Origin of the sequence: Microbacterium sp. LMI1-1-1.1, from assembly GCF_040815675.1 — a bacterium.
Lineage (GTDB): Bacteria > Actinomycetota > Actinomycetes > Actinomycetales > Microbacteriaceae > Microbacterium.
In genome coordinates this window covers 257,850-275,403 of the sequence record NZ_JBFPNN010000007.1, presented here as the reverse complement: position 1 = coordinate 275,403, position 17,554 = coordinate 257,850, and the positions used below count along the sequence as shown (strand labels likewise).

The window sequence follows — 17,554 nt, the reverse complement described above, 5'->3', positions numbered from 1 at the left end:
CTCAAGCCCGCGCCCCCGAAGCTCAGCCCGCGGACAGCCGTTCGACCGCGCCGGTGAGCGTGGTGTCGTCGCCGACGTTGCCCGCGAAGACGACGTACGGGATGCCGGAAGCCAGACCGTCCGCCGCCTCCCAGACCGACACGATGCCGGGGAACAGCGATCCCCGCACCCGCGCGCGGCGGATCTCGAGGCCGCGCGTGGCGACGTCGCTCGAGGTGATGCCGCCCTTGGCGATGACGAAGCGCGGAGTCGTCTGCTCGGCGACGGCGTGGACGGTGTCCACGACGGCCTGCGAGACGCGGCGTGAGATGTCCAGGCTCTCGTCGGGGTCGTCGGTGCGGACGAGCGTGCGGCTGGTGTGCAGCACGACGTCGCCGCGGACGAGCGCCGACGTCACCTCGGCGACCGCACGGGCGACCTCGTCGCTCCCCGTGGCCGGGTCGAGCAGACGCGGCACGTCGATCTCGACGACGGCGGCGAGGTCGCGGTTGTCGACGAGGTGGGCGAGTTGGCGGCTGGTGAGCCCCACGTGCGAGCCGACGACGACGAGGCCGCCGCGGGTGGCCCGGTCGGCGATGACGCCGTCGGGGTCGAGCGGCGGGCGGCGGCGCTGTCCGATCCGGGCCCGTACGAACGGCGGTCCGACGCGGTAGACGAACGCGCGCCCCTCGGACTCCACGATCTCGAGGCCGAGGGCGAGCTGCAGAAGGTCCTCCTCCACGACGGCGTCGACCACGATGGGCGCCCCGTCCGGCGCGGAGCGCAGGATCTCGGCGACCGCGGCGGGACTGTCGCGCAGGGCGTCGATGGTCACCTCGACGACGCGGGAGGCCTCGACCGCACCGCCCGTCTTCTCCTCGACCCAGTCGGCCAGTCGCGACGACGAGAACCCGAAGGTGGAGTCCTTCGCGAACTCGGTCTCGCCGATGGGGGTGAAGCGGTCGCCATCGAGGACGCCGTGCACCCCGTGGACGGTGACGCGGCCCGCGTCGGGGAAGGCGGGCACGATGACCGTGTTCGTGATGCGCGCGCCGCTTTCGCGGGCGACCTCGTCCGCGATGGTGAGAGGCTCCAGCGGGTAGTGCCCGCGCAGGGTGGAGTCGCTGCGGCTGACGAAGTCGACGCGGATGTCGGCGGTCGCCGCGGCGCTCAGCGCCGCGCGCACGACCTCGCGGTTGATCCGCTCCGCGTCGGCGGGCGCGAGGCTGCGCGAGTTCGTCAGCACGTAGACGGCCGGGGCGCCGGAGGCGAAGGCCCAGGCGAAGTCCTCGACGCCCCACCCGCCGAGCACCGGCAGGTCGGCGACGGACTGCGTTCCCGTCGGGTCGTCGTCCAGCACGACGAACACGCGTCCGCTGTCGGCCACGCGCGCGGCGAGCGCGTCGATGTCGGGGGCGGCGACCGGCGGAAGGGCGGCCAGATCGGGGATGGATGCCATGAGGTCTCTCTCGTCGTCGAGCGGGGCGTACCGCGGGTGCAACCTGTCAGCTGTATGACAGCATGCAGGTTCTCCGCGGCACCGTCAAGCCGGTCGCTCGCAGGCAATACCACAGGCTCGATATGCGGCTCAAGCTTTTCCGCTGAGAAATTCCCCTTGACAGACTTACGGCGTAAACGGCGGCCCCACCCGCCTTTCAGGACGCAATGCGTCAGAGAAGTAAGGACTGTCCCATGAATGTTCCCGCTGTACTCCAGAACGGTCTGGCCGCGGTCATCGCGTTCGTCCCGCTCGCCCTGCTGTTCCTCCTGATCCTCATCGTGGGTCTGATCGTCGCGAAGCTCATCTCGAAGGGTCTCGAGAAACTGCTCGAGAAGGTCGGCTTCGACCGCCTCGTCGAGCGCGGCGGCATCAAGAAGGCGCTGGCGAAGTCCAAGCTCGACGCGTCCGACATCGTCGCGAAGGTCGTCTATTACGCGCTGGTCCTGTTCGTCCTGCAGTTCGCCTTCGGCGTCTTCGGACCGAACCCGGTCAGCGACCTGCTCGAAGGCATCATCGCCTTCCTGCCGAAGATCATCGTCGCGATCATCATCATCGTCATCGCCTCGGCCATCGCCGCCGGCGCCAAGGGCCTCATCCAGAACACCCTGGGCGGCCTGTCGTACGGCAAGGTCCTCGGCAACATCGTCGCGATCTTCATCCTGTTCCTCGGCGTCACCGCGGCGCTGAACCAGATCGAGGTCGCCACGACGGTCACCACCCCCATCCTCATCACCGTGCTGGCGATCATCGCGGGCGTCATCATCGTCGGCGCCGGCGGTGGCCTCATCAAGCCGATGCAGGAGCGCTGGGAGAAGTTCCTCACCAAGGCCGAGGAGGAGGCCCCGAAGATCCAGCAGGAGGTCAACGGCGCTCCCTCGGTCACCGAGCAGGCGAAGCAGGCCGGCCGTGCCGTCCAGGACGCCACGCGTTCGCAGGACACCACCCGCACCGCCGAGCCCACGACCCGCACCCAGGCGCAGCGTCCCCCGCTGCCCCCGCAGGTCTGACTCCCTCACGACGCGGGCTGGTTCCGGCATCATTGCCGGGGCCGGCCCGCGTGGTCATTTCCGGGGAGGGATGCCACTCCCCCGAGCCCAGCGAAAGCCGGAGCGTCACATACGGGACAGGGATGCCGTGGCATCCATCCCCCGAAAGCCCTTACTGCGAGAGCTCGCGGTCGAGGCGGTCGAGGAGCGACTCCAGCGACACCTCGAACTCCTCGTCGGCGCGGTCCTCGCTGAGCATCGCCCGGAGCTTGCGGACGGTGGGGGCGTCGTCGAGGGTGGCCTCGCCGTCCTTGCCGGGGATGTCCGCCCCGCCCTCGTCGAGGGGCTCCTCCGCCGGCCCCGTCTCGGCGCCGCGGACGGCGGACTCCAGCAGCAGCTGGCCGAGCAGGAAGCTGCTGAACGCGCGGTAGGCGTTGACGGCCTGCCCGTCGGAGAAGCCGTGCGCGATCAGCGCGGACAGGAAGACCTCGACGACGTCGACGCTGCGCAGCGGCGGCCGCAGCCAGGGAGCCGCCGGGTGGCGGGTGGCGACGAGGGGGAACGCGCGCGGGTGGGCGACCGCGATGCCGCGGATCTCGTGCGCGGTGATCTGCAGGAAGGCCTGCCACTGCTCGTTCACGGCACCTTGGATGCTCGTGAGCACATCGTTCATCAGCAGCGCGACGACGCCTTCGAGCAGGTCCTCCCGGCCGTTGACGTAGCGGTAGAGCGACATCGCCTCGACGCCGAGCTCTTGCGCCAGGTTCCGCATCGACAGGCCGGAGGCCCCGACCCGGTCGATCTGCCCGAGGGCAGCGTCGATGATCAGCTCCCGGCTGAGCTTGCGGGCACCCCCGCGCGGCGTCGTCTTGCCGTCCTGCACCATTCGGTTCCCCTCCCGAAGGGCCCAGTCTGGCACCTCCGGGAGGGGCAGAAGGGGGCTCGCATCGTGGGCGCAGGGAGTGTACGCGTGACTTACGCCGTAAGCAACGTTGTAGGTCGGCGATTCTTCGCGCATCTACCGTCGCGCCCATGAATTCCCCCAGAAACGACGACAACACGCCCCGCGGCGAGCGGCACGATCCCGCCGCACGTTTCGACAGCTCCTCCTCCAGTGCTGCCGTCCCCGTCGACTCCGACTCCTCCCTCCGCCACGACGTGGTCGCCCGAGAGAAGGAGGAGTTCGGCGGCTTCAAGTTCGGCTCGGCATTCTTCGGCTGGCTGACCGCCACCGGCCTCACCGTCCTGCTCACCGCCCTCGCCGCCGCCATCGGGGCCGGCATCGGCCTCAGCCAGACCGGATCCGCCGACGAGGCGGCCGACGCCGCGACGCAGAACGCGGACACCGTCGGGATCGTGGGCGTCATCGTCATCGCCGTCGTGCTGTTCGTCGCCTATTACGCCGGCGGATACGTCGCGGGACGCATGGCGCGGTTCAGCGGCCTGAAGCAGGGCATCGCGGTGTGGATCTGGGCGGTCGTCATCGCGATCGTCGTCGCCATCGTCACCGCGATCGCCGGCAGCCAGTGGGACATCCTTGGCAACCTGAACAGCTTCCCGCGGATCCCCGTCACTCCCGAGAGCGCGACGACCACCGGCATCCTGACCGCCCTCGGCGCAGCCGTGGTGACCCTCGTCGGCGCGATCCTCGGCGGTCTCGCCGGCATGCGCTATCACCGCCGCGTCGACCGTGTCGGCCTCGGCCGCTGACCCCCCGAACCCCACCCCCACCGGAAGGAACACCATGATCAGCGATCAGAACATCTCCGCCCTCATCGGCGCCGACGTGTACAGCACGGACGGTTCCAAGATCGGCACCGTCGGACAGATCTACGTCGACCCCGACACCGGCCGTCCCAACTGGGCGACGGTGAAGACCGGGTTCTTCGGGACGTCCGAGTCGTTCGTCCCCCTCGACCAGGCCAGCGACGCCGACGGCTCGCTGCGGGTGCCGTACTCCAAGGACGAGGTCAAGGACGCCCCGCGCATCGACACCGACAGCGAGCTGAGCGACGCGGAGGAGGACGAGCTCTACCGTCACTACGACGGCGCATTCGCCGCCACCGACACCGACGCCACGACCGGTGGAGGCACGACCGGCGCCGGCGTCGACGCGGCGACAGAGGGCCACGACACGTCCGGCCCGACGACGGATGACGCCATGACCCGCTCCGAGGAGCAGCTGCATGTCGGGACGGAGCGCGTCCAGACGGGCCGTGCCCGGCTCCGCAAGTACGTCGTGACGGAGCACGAGACAGTCACCGTTCCCGTCACCCGCGAGGAGGTCCGGCTCGAGCGCGAGCCGATCACCGAGGGCAACGTCGACGACGCCCTCGGCGGTCCGGACCTTAGCGAGGAGGAGCACGAGGTCGTCCTGACCGAGGAGCGCCCGGTCGTCGAGAAGGAGACCGTGCCCGTCGAGCGGGTGCGTCTCGGCACCGAGACGGTCGAGGAGACCCGGACCGTCGACGCGGACGTGCGTCGCGAGGAGATCGAGCTGGACGGCGACGCCACCCGCGGCACCGGTCGCGAGTAAGTCCCGCACACGAGGGCCGTCTCCGGTCGGAGGCGGCCTTCGTCGTGTCCGCGCTCCTCCGCCTTCAGACGGAGGGGATGCCGCTCCCTCGCGACCGCGTCAGCGCCGAACCGTCCGCCAGCTCAGCGCCCCGAAGAACGCCGCCACGCACACGAGCGTCGCGAAGCCGGCGGCCAGCATGAGATCCACATCTCCGGCGAGCATCGCGCAGCCGAAGGCGGTGTCCTCGTACTCGCACGACCGCCACGGCTGCAGCAGGAAGACGACCGTCACCGCACCGAACACCACGGCACCGGTCCCCGCGACGACGGCGATCCATTTCCGCGCGGTCATGACAGGGCCTCGCCGAGGAGCGCGCTCATGTCAGCGGCGGCGGGCTTTGAGGGCGCAGGCGCCGTAGGCGAGGCCGGTCACCACGAGCAGCACTCCGAGACCGATGTAGAACACCGCGACCGCCGAATGGTCGAAGACGACCGAGACCACGACGGCGATCAGCGCCATCACCAGACCGATGGCGAAGGCGGTGATCCACCGGCGCGTTTCCGGCGACAGCTGCGAGGCGGTGTTGTTCACGGTGATCCTTGTTCGGCGAGATTCGACGGCGCGCGGGAAGGAGCTTCCTCGCGTCATCGGCGTCGGAGATGGATGCCACCTTGTCGCGGCCACATCTCGGGCCGCGGTGTCGAGGCTAACCCGGGTGGTGGGGGCGGTGGCTACCCCCCGAACGCATAGATCGATTGTCCTGCGGGTCAGGGAAAAACGGTGTCCCCTCTTTGGGGGACGCTGAGCGGTGGACGCGATCGGGATGCCGAGGCGCAGAGGGGTGGCATCCGGAAACTCGACCCCCAAGGACGATGTCGTCACCACTCCCCCTCCCGCATTCGGCACCCCGATCGTTTGCACTGTCGGGGCCGCAAGTAGTTAGCCGGCGGGGTCCCCGAATGTGCACATTAGCGGTTTCTCATGTTCGGCATGTGTCTTTTTGCACGCAGCGCAGAATCGTTGCCTGTCCGGGACTTTCGTCTTGTCCACCTTTCGGGGGACACCTCTCGCCGCTGGACCGCATAGCGCCGTCGGCGAAACACGGGGTTGCGCCGACACGGCGAAATGTCTTCGTAACGCCGGCCGTGCATGAGTGGTCGCCGCGTCGTGTTACTGTCCGTCCGGGGAGAACCGAAAACTGGGGCTTTTTGGGGTGAAAGGGGCCACCGCGCTGTGACGTCTGACCTAACGGTCGGCGCGACATCGACGTCGCAGGGTGCCGAGGACGCAGTGCTGCCGCGCGCAGACGCCAACCGCTTGCCGGCTGGCCGCGAGGCGACCAGTGGCTCCGGTGCGCCCGTGCGGAGCCGGTGGCGCCAGAAGTACCGCCGCAACCTCATCATCACCGACCTCGCCGCCCTGGTCTGGGTCGTCTACGGCACGCAGATCGCCTGGTTCGGGCTCGGCAACGCGCAGCTCGCCGCCGTCAACGACAGCCGCATCACCGACATCTCCTATTGGGTCTTCTCGATCGTGCTGATCGTCGCGTGGATGTGGTCGCTCTCCTTCATCGACTCCCGCAGCGACCGCGTGATCGGCACGGGCTCCCAGGAGTACATCCGCATCGTCGACGCGAGCTTCCGTCTGTTCGGGACGATCGCGATCATCGCGTTCCTCACGCAGGTCGACGTCGCCCGCGGGTACCTGCTCATCAGCCTCCCCGTCGGCATCGTGGTGCTCGTCTTCACGCGGTGGCTGTGGCGGCAGTGGCTCGTCATGAAGAGGTCGCGTGGCAAGTACTCCGCGAACGTGCTCCTCGTCGGCTCCCTGTCGTCGGTGACGCAGCTCGCCCGTGAGCTCGCCCGCAACCCCAGCGCGGGCTACCGCGTGGTCGGTGCGTGCGTCCCGAGCGGCAAGGTGGCCGACACCATCCCCGGCACCGACGTCCCGGTGATGGGGAGCGTGGATGCCATCCTCCCCGCCCTCGACGCCACCGGCGCCGACACCGTGGCGGTCACCTCGGCCGACGACCTCCCGGCCGACAAGGTCAAGGAGATCTCGTGGAGCCTGGAGGCCGGCCGTCAGCACCTCGTCCTCGCGCCCAGCATCACCGACATCGCCGGCCCGCGCCTCCACACGCGTCCCGTCGCCGGCCTCCCCCTCATCCACGTCGAGACCCCGCGGTTCTCGAAGGGCCAGTCGTTCCTCAAGCGCACGGTCGACATCGTCGCGAGCTTCGTCGGCATCATCGTGCTCAGCCCGCTGCTCGCGTTCCTGGCGCTGTCTGTGCGCCTGTCGAGCCAGGGCCCGGTGCTCTTCCGTCAGAAGCGCATCGGCTATCGTGGCCGCGAGTTCACGATGCTGAAGTTCCGCTCGATGGTCGTCAACGCCGAAGACCTGCTCGAGGCGCTCGCGAAGCAGCAGCGCGACTCCGGCAATGAGGTCCTCTTCAAGATGAAGAACGACCCCCGCGTCACCCCCATCGGCCGCATCATGCGCAAGTTCAGCCTCGACGAGCTGCCGCAGCTGTTCAACGTCCTCGGCGGCTCCATGTCGCTCGTGGGCCCGCGCCCGCCGCTGCCCTCCGAGGTGGCCCAGTACGCCGACCACGTCCACCGGCGCTTCCTCGCCAAGCCCGGCATCACCGGCCTGTGGCAGGTCAGCGGTCGCTCGTCCCTGTCGTGGGAGGAGTCCGTGCGGCTCGACCTCTCGTATGTCGAGAACTGGACGCTGCTGGGCGACGCAGTGATCCTCGGCAAGACCGCCAAAGCCGCACTAGCGCCCGGCGAGACGGCGCACTGAGGGGTCTGTAAGCCCAAACGAGCGTACGGGTTGACGCTGATGTGAGCGCGACGCTCATATGGGCACTTCTAGACGCGTCGCTCTACAAGCATCTCCCCCAACAGAAGTCGAACCGAACCTGGCCCGCTCACTAGTCATCAAAGGATTGCGGACATTCCAATTTCCTCGACCTCGCACGCGCCGCAGGACGCTTACCCCGGAACGTCACACCCTCCTCCTCGATGGAGTGACGCACAACACCGCGGGACACTCACCGCAGAACTGCGACCGATTGCCATACACATGCGGCCAGCATTCCAGCGCATATGCCTGTCAGGACGCCAACCACACCCAAGGGGGAAGCCAATACCCCGACAAGCACGAGACCGATCGGCGTGCACACCAGCATCGATCTGTTAGCAACGCCGAGGCGCCCCTGCGCCGCTAGACCCGCGTAGCTCACCGCGTTTTGGACTAGAAACAGCCCCACGAAGGAGCCCATCAACACCGAAATCAAGGGACCGGGCTCGACTTCCCCCGCGGCGACCCAATGCACCAGGGGCCGAGCTGAGATTGCCACAACCAGGGCCACAAACACCCCCGCCAGCCACGAAATGGCCAGAGCCACTCGAGCGCGGCGAGCAACAGCAGAGACTCCCTCGCGGGGCACCCATCCCTGAAGTACTGCAGTAACCGGAGAACTCCCCGCCAGCATTTGCTTCGCCAGCCGGTCGACAACGCTGAATGGAGCAACGATCGCAGGAGCGACGAAGGTGACAATCAGCATCGGAGCGTTGCTGAAGAAGGCGGCCAGGAGCGCGGAGGCCAGCCCCTGACGTTGGCGGCGCAGAAGGGTCAGGAACCCGTCGGACCTCGACGAACGCATCCAGACGCGCCACAGGCCAGATCGGAGCACGTACGTTCCCGAAAGAAGAACAGCGCAGAGGTTCCCGAGAAGCTGGACGGCGAGGGCAAAGGGGACAGTAATTGAGTCGGTGAGAAGCAAGAAGGCAGCGGCTGCCGTGAACGCCGCACGGGGAATTGTCTCCATCCAAAAGAGTAGAGATGGCGATGCCAACCCCACGAAGTAGAACGAAGCGGAGAGTGCAATGACCATCACCGGCAGCGCACCCAGTAGACCGAGACCGACATCGACCTCCGGAAGCAGAAAAATGGCCAGTGCGACAGCCATTGTCGCGACCGCGAGAATGAGTGTCCGGAGCGCAAACGCATCTGCGAACTCGCGCGAACGCTCAAGCTGCATTTGTGCCGCGGCGACACGTACAGGCCCCGATACGGACCAACCGTACCCGACCACGATCGCGCCGAGCGCGCCAACCGCCTGACCTACGGCGACTGACGCCCATAAATCGAGACCCCCCGCCGAAATTGCCGCCCGTATGAACCACAACGAGCTCAACGCGAGCAGTAATACACTCAGAGCAAAAAAACCGAACTGCCTCGCAGCCGTGAATCCTCGACGGAGAAAACGCATGAAGCTAGCACCAACCCCCATCTGCGGCCCGCATTAGGAACCGGGGCGCTTTCGGGTGCCAACGCAACGCGCTGGCGACCCCGCCCAGACTTCCCAATCTCCTGTGGAACGAGTTAATACGGCATTCGCGCCTATCAACGTTCCGGTCCCGACTCTGGTCACACCCGCACCGCCGAGAACCTTCGCCCCGGGGTAAAGCACCGCGTTGTCGCCGATCTCAATCTGTTCCATCGGACTGTCCGCGCGCGGCAGATGCGCATCAGCTCGACCGATAGTGACCTGGTGATATAGGGTCACGCCGTCACCAATTCGCGTTTCAGGGTGAACCACCGTGCCCATGCCGCGATGCTGCAACACCAAACCACGGCCGATGGTCACTTCGGCGGGTAAATCAAGGCCATACAGGAGCATGACTTCGCGCGCAACGCGGAATCGCCTCAAGTATGCCAACCTCTCCATCCAGCCCAAGATCAACCCACCTTCATGCAGCTGAAAACGACGTTGGCAAAGGACGTCGCCACCTTATCGATAGTCGGGATGTCGTGGCGGAGATTTTTACTTTTTCCTGCCTCGATTAGATCCAGCGATTGACGCGCGAAACGCTCGGCTGTCGGTCCGAGATAGAACACCTCGCCCTCGCTCAGAAACTCAATCTCAGGTGCATGATAGTCAAAGTTCGTCGTATGCACGGGCAGACCCATTGCCAGCGAATCGACGGCAACAAGACCCACTCGTCCCGGTACCCACATCACATCTGCGAGCGAACCGAGGCGAGCCAACTCAGCACCGCGAGCTTCCGGCACATAATTGAGATTCGCCTCATCGCTAGCGAGAGCCCGCACGAGCGCTTCGTCCCTTCCCCGACCCACCACCGTGAGCTTGAAGTTTGGCATTAATCGCTTGGCGACACGGAACGCCTCTAGCAGAAAATCAATTCGCTTGGCCGCATCAAGCCCCCCCACGTACATCGCGGATGGGGCGCCATCACGCGAAACCGTCGGCAGAAGTCTTTCCGTCTCAACTCGCAGCACCGAGGTGTCAGTGCTGTTCCCGATGGCAGTCACCTTATCCGGCGATATTCCGCCCTTCCGCACAATGTGGTGCCGGCCAGAAGGTGCGTAGGTCATTACGTGATCCGCCCGCCGAATCAAGCCAAATTCCACGTTGTCCGCTAGCCAACTAGTATCGTTGACATAGCCTTTCCCATGCCCCCACAAAATGAGCGGACGCCGACGAAAGCTCTCGCGCCATGCGAAGATGTTGAGCGCCTCTAATTCCGAAATTACCAGCCCGATCTCTGCAGGTTCCGGCGGCAAGCTTCTTCGAGAAACAGTCCACTTACCGATGGCGATCTCGCGCGATTCGACGTGGCGATGCCACCTACCCGACGCTGAATCACCTCTCTGAGATTGCTGCCCTCGTGGAGCCGCACTGTACACGCGCAATTCAAGACCATTGCGTTGCAATCTTTCCTCGATTGCATTGAACAGAGGAACCCGATACGCAGGTACGTACGGCTGGGTAACGGCAATGATTGTCATGTCTCCACCCGATTGACAGGGACTGCTTCGTAGTAGCCTGTCAGCCGTTCAGCGACGGCTGTCCAAGCGAGGTTTGAGTGAGCGTAATTGCGAGCGAGTTGCCCTGAATGCTTTCGGCCCGCAACATCTCCAAGGAGCTCACGGATTTGCACAGAGAGCGCCTCGACAGACTGCTGAGTCAGACGCACACCGGCCGAGGATCCTGCGTCGACAGCACATCCCACTGCTGGCGTCGCCACTACGGCGCAGCCTGCAGCCATCGCTTCAGCTACGGACATCCCGAAGCTTTCGTCATCGCTGGGCAACACATAGATAGCAGACTGACTGAGCAACTTGCGCCGCTGTGTCGCATTCACCTCCCCGAGGAAGATGACGCGTTCGTCTATACCCAACGTTTGCGCTAATTGCACCGGGTCGTAAGACAACGCAGGGTCCAATGGACCAGCCACGCGCGCCTCCCAGGCGCCCGTCTCTGGCCCCAGGTCGGCAAGCGCCCGCAGGAAGAGGTCCAACCGCTTTTTCTCGGCAAGACGAGCAAGGAAAAGCACTCTCGTGTCAGGTCCTTCGCGGCGGGGCGCTGAGAGAATGTCCTGGGAGACGCCCAGCGGCAGCCACGATGGCTTTATGCGAGGTAGGGCGATATTGCCATCGCGCACCTCCACTGACGAACTGTAGATTGCTGTGTGCACAGCGCCTAACCCGAAGCGGTCTAGAAGACGCAGATATGCGATTTTCAACCACCGTCGCTGAGCGAGGTGGTAGGCATTCAATGCCCCATGAGGCTGAAGAAAGACGGGCCGCTTTCGTAAACGCGCGATAATCATGGCGACGGTTGAGGGGAAGGTATGCACGCTGTGAACATGCACAATGTCCGTGTTCCCGACCTCTTTCCACAGCCGCGAAACGAGGGCAGGAGCGACAGTCCAACGCGGGGACCAGCAGGGGGCGAGATGAACTTCCCCAAAAGACCAGATGTCCGCGTCGTCAGGCCCCATGTCCTTCGTCGTCGAGACTAGACGAATCTTCACACCGTTATCGACGAGGGCGGGCAGCAGCTCTCTGATGAGTTCGGCTGGCCCGCCAGATTTTCGAGCTACGGAAGGTATGACGTGAAGAACCCTCACTGCGTGACTCTATTCCGACGCAACTCTCGAGTTTTGAGGCCAATCTGCCAGTAGTACGTCGCCAGCGCTACTGCATAATCGAAGCCGGCCCGGCCGTCCCTAAAACCAGCACGAAGGATATAAGCATAAACAAAGAAAACTAGTGGCTTGAACGGTACAGCGTCGAAGATTCGTCCCTGGCGAGAGCGTCGGCGACGTACATCTGCCTGTACATCACGCCTCGATCGCAGGTGAGCTTCCCAATCGGAATACTTGTTATGACGAGCAAACCAACTCGAGACGGGGTCGAGGTCGTTGTGCAAGATGCGATGTGTCAGCCTCAGTACGGCACCATCCGCTTCTGGCTGGTAATGACCCTCGAGCTCACCCATGCCAGGAGCCGTTAGATCATCCATCACAGGGAAACGCACAAATCCCTTCCGCACTAGGCAGCGTTTTGTAACTCTGTGACCGTGCCGGAGAACGCGACCCGCGAAGACATAGTCGAGGCCTATGTCGAAGGCGACGATGCCGGGTTCCGGACTGCCAGCGAAGATGTTGCGCAATTCCTTGACGAGACCCGCCTGAGGGGTTTCGTCCGCGTCGATGAAGAGGACCCACTCATTTGCGGTTGGCACATTCTCGAGCTGCCACTGCTTTTTCTTCGGATACTTGCCGTTCCAGTCAAAATCGACAACTTTAGCGCCGCTGCGCCGAGCGATAGAAGCCGTATCATCCGTACTCAATGAATCGACAACGATCACTTCTGAGAAGTCGGACAACGCCTGCAGACACTTACCGATGCCGACTGCCTCGTTCTTGGTCTGCACGAGGACCGTTATCGGCAACGGACGCACAGCCTCGTTTGTCATCGGTTTCCCACCTTTCGCAAAGGATTGCCGCCCCATATCTCGCCGGCAGGTATATCCTCTCCTGCGACCAGCGACATGGGCCTCACGAGCGCAGCGCGCCTCACCCGACTCCCCCCGAGAACCACACATCGAGACGTGATCCACACGCCGTCCTCGATGAATATCGGGCGTGTGATCAAACCCATGTCCCGCCGATGCGCGTGACTACCGGTCGTGAGGAAGGTCTCCTGCGACACCACAGCATCGTGCCCAACAACGATCTCGGCCTGGTTGTGGAACCACACGCCTTCACCTATCCACGATCGATCGCCAATCGATAACTTCCAGGGGAATTTGACACGGGTCCTGGGGCGAAAGACAACGTCAGCGCCGATGCGAGCGCCAAATGCTCGGAGGACCCGTACACGGATGCCTGAGCTGATCTGCCAGGGGTTCGTGACGAACAGAAGTTCGCAGATTGCCCACAGATAGACCTGCCAGACGGGCCGATCCCACGCCGCGCGCTCGCCCGGAGCTTGGGAGAGGTTGATAACAGGAATCTCAGACAAGGGCACCTCCGAGATAGGAATTGGTCGAGGCTCAGCTATGGTCAAGCCATGTCGCGCCTCGCCCCCGCAGTCACCCTACTTGGAGTCAACTACCCTCCCGAACCGACGGGGATCTCCCCCTACACGGGGGCTGTCGCTCGTGGCCTGGCCGAACGCGGGTATCGGACACGGGTGGTCACGACGCATCCTCATTATCCGGACTGGCGTGTTGCCACAGGTTACGGGCAATGGTCGCGGAACGAACTTCTGGACGGGGTACGAGTTACCCGCGCGTTGCACTACGTCCCGCGCAAGCCCAGCGGACTCCGGCGCCTACTATCTGAGCTGAGCTTCGGTGGTCGTTTGCTCGCCTCACGTTGGGGGCGTCCTAGCGCCGTCATCGCCGTCTCCCCGGCATTGTTCTCGTCCGCGATGGCCGCCGCTAAGCACCTACTGTTCCTCAAACCGGTTCCTTTCGTCGTTTGGGTGCAGGACCTGTACTGGCTTGGCCTCGCCGAGACGGGTCAGGACGTGGGCCGCGCCGGCGTCGTGATCCGCGCGACTGAGCGTTGGCTCCTCCGCCGTGCGACGAAGGTTGTGGTGATACATGACCGTTTCAAGACGCGCGTCGTCGAGGACTTCGGCGTCGACCCAAGCCGCGTGGAGGTCATCCGAAACTGGACTCACCTTCCGAAGGCCGGACCGATCGACAGAGCAGTTGCCCGGGAACGCAGAGGATGGGGAACTGAGACCGTGGTCCTCCACGCAGGCAATATGGGCGTCAAGCAGGGGCTCGACAACGTCCTAGATGCTGCCCAGCTCGCAGCGGATGCCGGGGAGAACATCAGATTCGTCCTGCTGGGCAACGGTGCCGAGCGCGACCGTTTGCTCGAAGCGAGCCGCTCCATTCCTACCGTCGAGTTCATCGCCCCCCTTCCAGACGATGAGTTCGCGGAAGCGATGGCGGCCGCAGACGTCCTACTTGTCAACGAGAAGGTAGGCGTCTCCGAGATGGCTGTCCCCAGCAAACTCACTTCCTACTTTTCGACCGGTCGCCCTGTCCTGGCAGCCACCGACATCCGGGGTATCACGGCCGACGAAATACGGGCCGCAGAGGGAGGGGTCGTGGTCGAGGCCGGGCGCCCAGAACAGCTTCTTGCGGCGGCCCTCTCCCTGGGCAAGGAGCCGGAACGAGCCGAAGCACTCGGCGCGAACGGCAAGAAGTACCGAGAGACCGTCCTGGACGAAACATTCGCGATCGATCGGTTCGCTACGCTTCTCTCGCTGCTCATCGATGGTGCCAAATCGAAGCGGCAAACTTCCTCGCCTACGACACGTAGCAATCGCTGAACAGGGGCCATCAGTTGACCAAGCGCGCACTCATCACCGGAATCACGGGTCAGGACGGGTCTTATCTCGCTGAGCTGCTTCTCGCGAAGGGCTACGAGGTGCACGGTGTTATCCGCCGCGCTTCGACCTTCAACACCCACCGGATCGACCATCTCTACGTCGACCCGCACGACCCGAACGCCAAGCTGTTCCTGCACTACGGCGACCTGTCGGACGGCGCGCGCCTCGTGACCCTCATGTCAGAGATCAACCCCGACGAGGTCTACAACCTCGCTGCGCAGTCGCACGTGCGCGTCTCCTTCGACGAGCCGGAGCACACCGCGGACACAACCGGCACCGGGACAATCCGTCTGCTTGAAGCCGTTCGACTTTCCGGCATCCAGACGAAGTATTACCAGGCCTCCACCTCGGAGCTCTATGGCGCGACTCCCCCGCCGCAGAACGAAGAGACGCCGTTCTACCCGCGGTCGCCGTACGCCGCCGCCAAGCTGTACAGCTACTGGATCACAAAGAACTACCGCGAGGCGTACGACATGTTCGCCGTCAACGGCATCCTCTTCAACCACGAGTCGCCCCGCCGCGGTGAAACTTTCGTGACCCGGAAGATCACTCGCGCCGTGGCACGCATCAAGGCCGGGCTGCAAAAGGACATCTACCTCGGCAACCTCGACTCGATCCGCGACTGGGGTTATGCCGCAGAGTACGTCGAAGGCATGTGGCGCATCCTGCAGGCTGACACCCCCGAGGACTTCGTCCTCGCGACCGGCGTGGGCTACACCATTCGCGACTTCCTGGAAGCCTCGTTTGGTCACGTGGGTCTCGAGTGGCAGGAGTTCGTGAAGTTCGATGAGCGTTACCTGCGACCGACCGAGGTGGACGCCCTGATCGGAGACCCGACGAAGGCAGCGGACAAGCTCGGCTGGGTTCCGTCGATCGACGGAAAGGAGCTCGCCAAACTGATGGTCGACGCCGACATCAGGGCCCTCGAGAACGGTCCTGAGTGGATCGACACAGTCAACCTCCCCACGTGGAGCAACGCAGAGCTGCTCGGAGCGCGCGCGTGACGACGGCTGTGGACGGCGTCGACTTCACACCGGGAGGGCTGGACCGCGACGCGCCCTTCTACGTGGCCGGCCACCGCGGGCTCGTCGGATCGGCAATCTGGCGCAAGCTGGAAGCGTCCGGCTTCTCCAACATCGTGGGCAAGCCGTCATCCGAGCTCGACCTCAAAAATCGCGATGCGGTCTTCGAGTACATGGGCAAGGTCAAGCCGAGGTACGTCGTTCTCGCAGCGGCGAAGGTGGGTGGCATCCTCGCCAACAGCACCTATCCCGTCGACTTCCTCAGCGACAACATGCGCATCCAAGTCAACGTGCTGGACGCGGCATTGGCGAACGACGTGGAGCGGGTGCTGTTCCTCGGCTCATCCTGCATCTACCCCAAGTTCGCCGAGCAGCCCATCCGCGAGGACTCGCTCCTGACCGGGCATCTCGAGCCGACGAACGACGCGTATGCCATCGCGAAAATCGCCGGCATCCTTCAGACCCAAGCGGTCCGCCGCCAGTACGGCCTGCCTTGGATCAGCGCGATGCCGACAAATCTCTACGGGCCGAACGACAACTTCTCACCAAAGGGGTCTCACGTGCTGCCGGCTCTTATCCGTCGGTACGACGAGGCGGCCAAGTCGGGCGCGTCGAGCGTGACCAACTGGGGCACGGGGACACCGCGCCGCGAGTTTTTGCACGCCGACGACATGGCCGATGCGTGCCTCCACCTGTTGGAGCACTACGACGGGCCTGACCAAGTCAATGTCGGTACCGGCAGCGACGTCACCATTCGAGAGATCGCGGAGACGATCGCCTCGGTCACCGGGTTCACGGGCGAGACTGACTGGGATACTTCGAAGCCGGACGGAACCCCGCAAAAGCTCCTCGACGTCTCCAAGCTCGCTGACGCGGGCTGGACCGCGAAGATCTCGCTCGAAGAGGGCATGGAGCGCACGGTCGCTTGGTACCGCGACCACGTGGGCACCATCCGTGAGTGATGTTTCGACACGTTGTGCTCTTCAGGGTCCGTGACGAAGTCACGGACCCTGAAGTGTCTGATGCAATGGCCATGCTGCGTCGGCTGGGCACGCTGCCCGGGGTTACGGGGTGGACCGTCGCACTGTCGCTGGATGAACGGAAAGGACGGGTGATCGTCGAGGACGGAACATTTCTTGACCAGGCATCATTCGTCGCGTGGCGTGCCCGCTCGGAGCATGAAATCGCGGCGTTCAAGATGACCGAGATTGCAGACTGGCTGGTCGGCGACTGGCAAGAGCACGCGGTCGGCAACTAATTTGCACGATTGGTGCACAGATGCCGCCCCTCGTCACCGCCGCCGGCGGCCCGATCCGCCGATCTTCGGTGCCGCCGACGGGGATCGCCTTCCTCGCTGACCCCATCGGAGCGTTCCAGGCCAACACCGGGCGGGCGTGGCACCGCATCATGTGCACACTGTCAGAGGGGCGTCTGATGTGACGCGACTACTTCGGGACGGGCGGCTTCACCCTCACGCAGATGCGAGACACTCATCTTGTCCAGGTGCTCGCCATGTCGCCCCTCCCGGGGGCGGTGGCCATCTGCGGCGGGACGAACGACGTCGGCTCCGCCACCTTCGACGAGGCTACGTCACGGGCCGCGCTGCTCGACCAAGCTTGAGGTAGCAGGGATCAAGCTGGTGCTGTGGACGCTGCCGCCCCGCAACGACTCCACCGCGGTGAACACGCTTCTGCAGCGATGGAACCTCTAGGTCCGCTACATCGCCGGTGCCCGCAATCTCCCGCTCGTCGACTCGCGCTACGCTCTCGTCGACCCGGCCACCGGCCTCGCGCCGACCGCCTGGTACGGCCCCGGGGAC

General features: G+C 64.7%; 17 protein-coding genes. 9 read left to right on the top strand and 8 right to left on the bottom strand.

Translation table 11 applies throughout. From position 1 onward, the window contains the following. Positions 1–22: 22 nt before the first annotated feature. Positions 23–1,438, bottom strand: coding sequence for a four-carbon acid sugar kinase family protein (locus MRBLMI1_RS07270; RefSeq protein WP_367728931.1), 1,416 nt, complete (start codon positions 1,436–1,438; stop codon positions 23–25). A gap of 233 nt (positions 1,439–1,671) precedes the next feature. Between MRBLMI1_RS07270 and MRBLMI1_RS07265 the strand changes: the two genes are divergently transcribed. Beyond that, positions 1,672–2,487, top strand: coding sequence for a mechanosensitive ion channel family protein (locus tag MRBLMI1_RS07265; protein ID WP_367728928.1), 816 nt, complete (start codon positions 1,672–1,674; stop codon positions 2,485–2,487). Between the two features lie 151 nt (positions 2,488–2,638). Here MRBLMI1_RS07265 and MRBLMI1_RS07260 read toward each other — a convergent pair whose 3' ends face one another. Continuing rightward, a complete protein-coding gene (locus MRBLMI1_RS07260) occupies positions 2,639–3,352 on the bottom strand; it encodes a TetR/AcrR family transcriptional regulator C-terminal domain-containing protein (protein ID WP_367728925.1) in 714 nt (237 codons plus the stop codon). A 146-nt stretch (positions 3,353–3,498) separates the two neighbouring features. Between MRBLMI1_RS07260 and MRBLMI1_RS07255 the strand changes: the two genes are divergently transcribed. Together MRBLMI1_RS07255 and MRBLMI1_RS07250 are read left to right on the top strand one after the other, a co-directional pair. Next, the gene (locus tag MRBLMI1_RS07255) at positions 3,499–4,176 is read left to right on the top strand and encodes a hypothetical protein (RefSeq protein WP_367728923.1); all 678 of its coding nucleotides are present in this window, start codon (positions 3,499–3,501) and stop codon (positions 4,174–4,176) included. A 34-nt stretch (positions 4,177–4,210) separates the two neighbouring features. Then, entirely contained in the window at positions 4,211–5,002 is a 792-nt protein-coding gene (locus MRBLMI1_RS07250; protein WP_367728920.1) for a DUF2382 domain-containing protein, read from the top strand. 99 nt (positions 5,003–5,101) lie between these two features. On the opposite strand, the gene MRBLMI1_RS07245 is transcribed toward MRBLMI1_RS07250, so the two are convergent. Together MRBLMI1_RS07245 and MRBLMI1_RS07240 are read right to left on the bottom strand one after the other, a co-directional pair. Continuing rightward, complete coding sequence (locus MRBLMI1_RS07245; RefSeq protein ID WP_367728918.1) at positions 5,102–5,335, bottom strand: hypothetical protein; 234 nt, start codon at positions 5,333–5,335, stop codon at positions 5,102–5,104. Positions 5,336–5,365: 30 nt separating this feature from the next. Next, on the bottom strand, positions 5,366–5,575 hold the full coding sequence (locus MRBLMI1_RS07240; RefSeq protein ID WP_367728916.1) for a hypothetical protein: 210 nt from the start codon (positions 5,573–5,575) through the stop codon (positions 5,366–5,368). Between the two features lie 642 nt (positions 5,576–6,217). On the opposite strand from MRBLMI1_RS07240, the gene MRBLMI1_RS07235 reads away from it, so the two are divergent. Continuing rightward, positions 6,218–7,786 (top strand): sugar transferase, encoded by a 1,569-nt coding sequence (locus tag MRBLMI1_RS07235; RefSeq protein WP_367728914.1) that lies wholly within the window; start codon positions 6,218–6,220, stop codon positions 7,784–7,786. Between the two features lie 250 nt (positions 7,787–8,036). Here MRBLMI1_RS07235 and MRBLMI1_RS07230 read toward each other — a convergent pair whose 3' ends face one another. The 4 genes from MRBLMI1_RS07230 to MRBLMI1_RS07215 all read right to left on the bottom strand — a co-directional run bounded on the left by MRBLMI1_RS07230 (position 8,037) and on the right by MRBLMI1_RS07215 (position 12,776). Next, the gene (locus tag MRBLMI1_RS07230; protein ID WP_367728912.1) at positions 8,037–9,260 is read right to left on the bottom strand and encodes a hypothetical protein; all 1,224 of its coding nucleotides are present in this window, start codon (positions 9,258–9,260) and stop codon (positions 8,037–8,039) included. Between the two features lie 470 nt (positions 9,261–9,730). Then, positions 9,731–10,801: a glycosyltransferase family 4 protein gene (locus tag MRBLMI1_RS07225; RefSeq protein ID WP_367728910.1), complete on the bottom strand. Its 1,071-nt coding sequence runs from the start codon at positions 10,799–10,801 to the stop codon at positions 9,731–9,733. Continuing rightward, on the bottom strand, positions 10,798–11,925 hold the full coding sequence (locus tag MRBLMI1_RS07220; RefSeq protein WP_367728908.1) for a glycosyltransferase: 1,128 nt from the start codon (positions 11,923–11,925) through the stop codon (positions 10,798–10,800). The genes MRBLMI1_RS07225 and MRBLMI1_RS07220 overlap by 4 nt, the downstream gene beginning before the upstream one ends. Beyond that, positions 11,922–12,776, bottom strand: coding sequence for a glycosyltransferase family 2 protein (locus MRBLMI1_RS07215; RefSeq protein ID WP_367728906.1), 855 nt, complete (start codon positions 12,774–12,776; stop codon positions 11,922–11,924). The genes MRBLMI1_RS07220 and MRBLMI1_RS07215 overlap by 4 nt, the downstream gene beginning before the upstream one ends. A gap of 596 nt (positions 12,777–13,372) precedes the next feature. On the opposite strand from MRBLMI1_RS07215, the gene MRBLMI1_RS07210 reads away from it, so the two are divergent. The 5 genes from MRBLMI1_RS07210 to MRBLMI1_RS07190 all read left to right on the top strand — a co-directional run bounded on the left by MRBLMI1_RS07210 (position 13,373) and on the right by MRBLMI1_RS07190 (position 17,355). Next, positions 13,373–14,653 carry a glycosyltransferase family 4 protein gene (locus MRBLMI1_RS07210; RefSeq protein WP_367728899.1) on the top strand — a complete coding sequence of 427 codons (1,281 nt, stop codon included), beginning with the start codon at positions 13,373–13,375 and terminating at the stop codon, positions 14,651–14,653. Positions 14,654–14,667: 14 nt separating this feature from the next. Continuing rightward, complete coding sequence (gene gmd, locus MRBLMI1_RS07205; RefSeq protein ID WP_367728895.1) at positions 14,668–15,717, top strand: GDP-mannose 4,6-dehydratase; 1,050 nt, start codon at positions 14,668–14,670, stop codon at positions 15,715–15,717. Beyond that, on the top strand, positions 15,714–16,697 hold the full coding sequence (locus MRBLMI1_RS07200) for a GDP-L-fucose synthase family protein (RefSeq protein ID WP_367728893.1): 984 nt from the start codon (positions 15,714–15,716) through the stop codon (positions 16,695–16,697). The genes gmd and MRBLMI1_RS07200 overlap by 4 nt, the downstream gene beginning before the upstream one ends. Then, the gene (locus MRBLMI1_RS07195; protein ID WP_367730819.1) at positions 16,697–16,993 is read left to right on the top strand and encodes a Dabb family protein; all 297 of its coding nucleotides are present in this window, start codon (positions 16,697–16,699) and stop codon (positions 16,991–16,993) included. The genes MRBLMI1_RS07200 and MRBLMI1_RS07195 overlap by 1 nt, the downstream gene beginning before the upstream one ends. Positions 16,994–17,214: 221 nt before the next feature. Then, positions 17,215–17,355, top strand: a complete 141-nt coding sequence (locus MRBLMI1_RS07190; RefSeq protein ID WP_367728891.1) for a hypothetical protein — start codon at positions 17,215–17,217, stop codon at positions 17,353–17,355. Positions 17,356–17,554 lie beyond the last annotated feature (199 nt).

Coding starts and splice junctions, on each gene's coding strand:
- MRBLMI1_RS07255 (WP_367728923.1), top strand. CDS start 3,499: ATGAATTCCCCCAGAAACGACGACAACACGCCCCGCGGCGAGCGGCAC.
- MRBLMI1_RS07250 (WP_367728920.1), top strand. CDS start 4,211: ATGATCAGCGATCAGAACATCTCCGCCCTCATCGGCGCCGACGTGTAC.
- MRBLMI1_RS07245 (WP_367728918.1), bottom strand. CDS start 5,335: ATGACCGCGCGGAAATGGATCGCCGTCGTCGCGGGGACCGGTGCCGTG.
- MRBLMI1_RS07190 (WP_367728891.1), top strand. CDS start 17,215: ATGCGAGACACTCATCTTGTCCAGGTGCTCGCCATGTCGCCCCTCCCG.
- MRBLMI1_RS07210 (WP_367728899.1), top strand. CDS start 13,373: ATGTCGCGCCTCGCCCCCGCAGTCACCCTACTTGGAGTCAACTACCCT.
- MRBLMI1_RS07225 (WP_367728910.1), bottom strand. CDS start 10,801: ATGACAATCATTGCCGTTACCCAGCCGTACGTACCTGCGTATCGGGTT.
- MRBLMI1_RS07270 (WP_367728931.1), bottom strand. CDS start 1,438: ATGGCATCCATCCCCGATCTGGCCGCCCTTCCGCCGGTCGCCGCCCCC.
- MRBLMI1_RS07260 (WP_367728925.1), bottom strand. CDS start 3,352: ATGGTGCAGGACGGCAAGACGACGCCGCGCGGGGGTGCCCGCAAGCTC.
- MRBLMI1_RS07215 (WP_367728906.1), bottom strand. CDS start 12,776: ATGACAAACGAGGCTGTGCGTCCGTTGCCGATAACGGTCCTCGTGCAG.
- MRBLMI1_RS07265 (WP_367728928.1), top strand. CDS start 1,672: ATGAATGTTCCCGCTGTACTCCAGAACGGTCTGGCCGCGGTCATCGCG.
- MRBLMI1_RS07230 (WP_367728912.1), bottom strand. CDS start 9,260: ATGCGTTTTCTCCGTCGAGGATTCACGGCTGCGAGGCAGTTCGGTTTT.
- MRBLMI1_RS07195 (WP_367730819.1), top strand. CDS start 16,697: ATGTTTCGACACGTTGTGCTCTTCAGGGTCCGTGACGAAGTCACGGAC.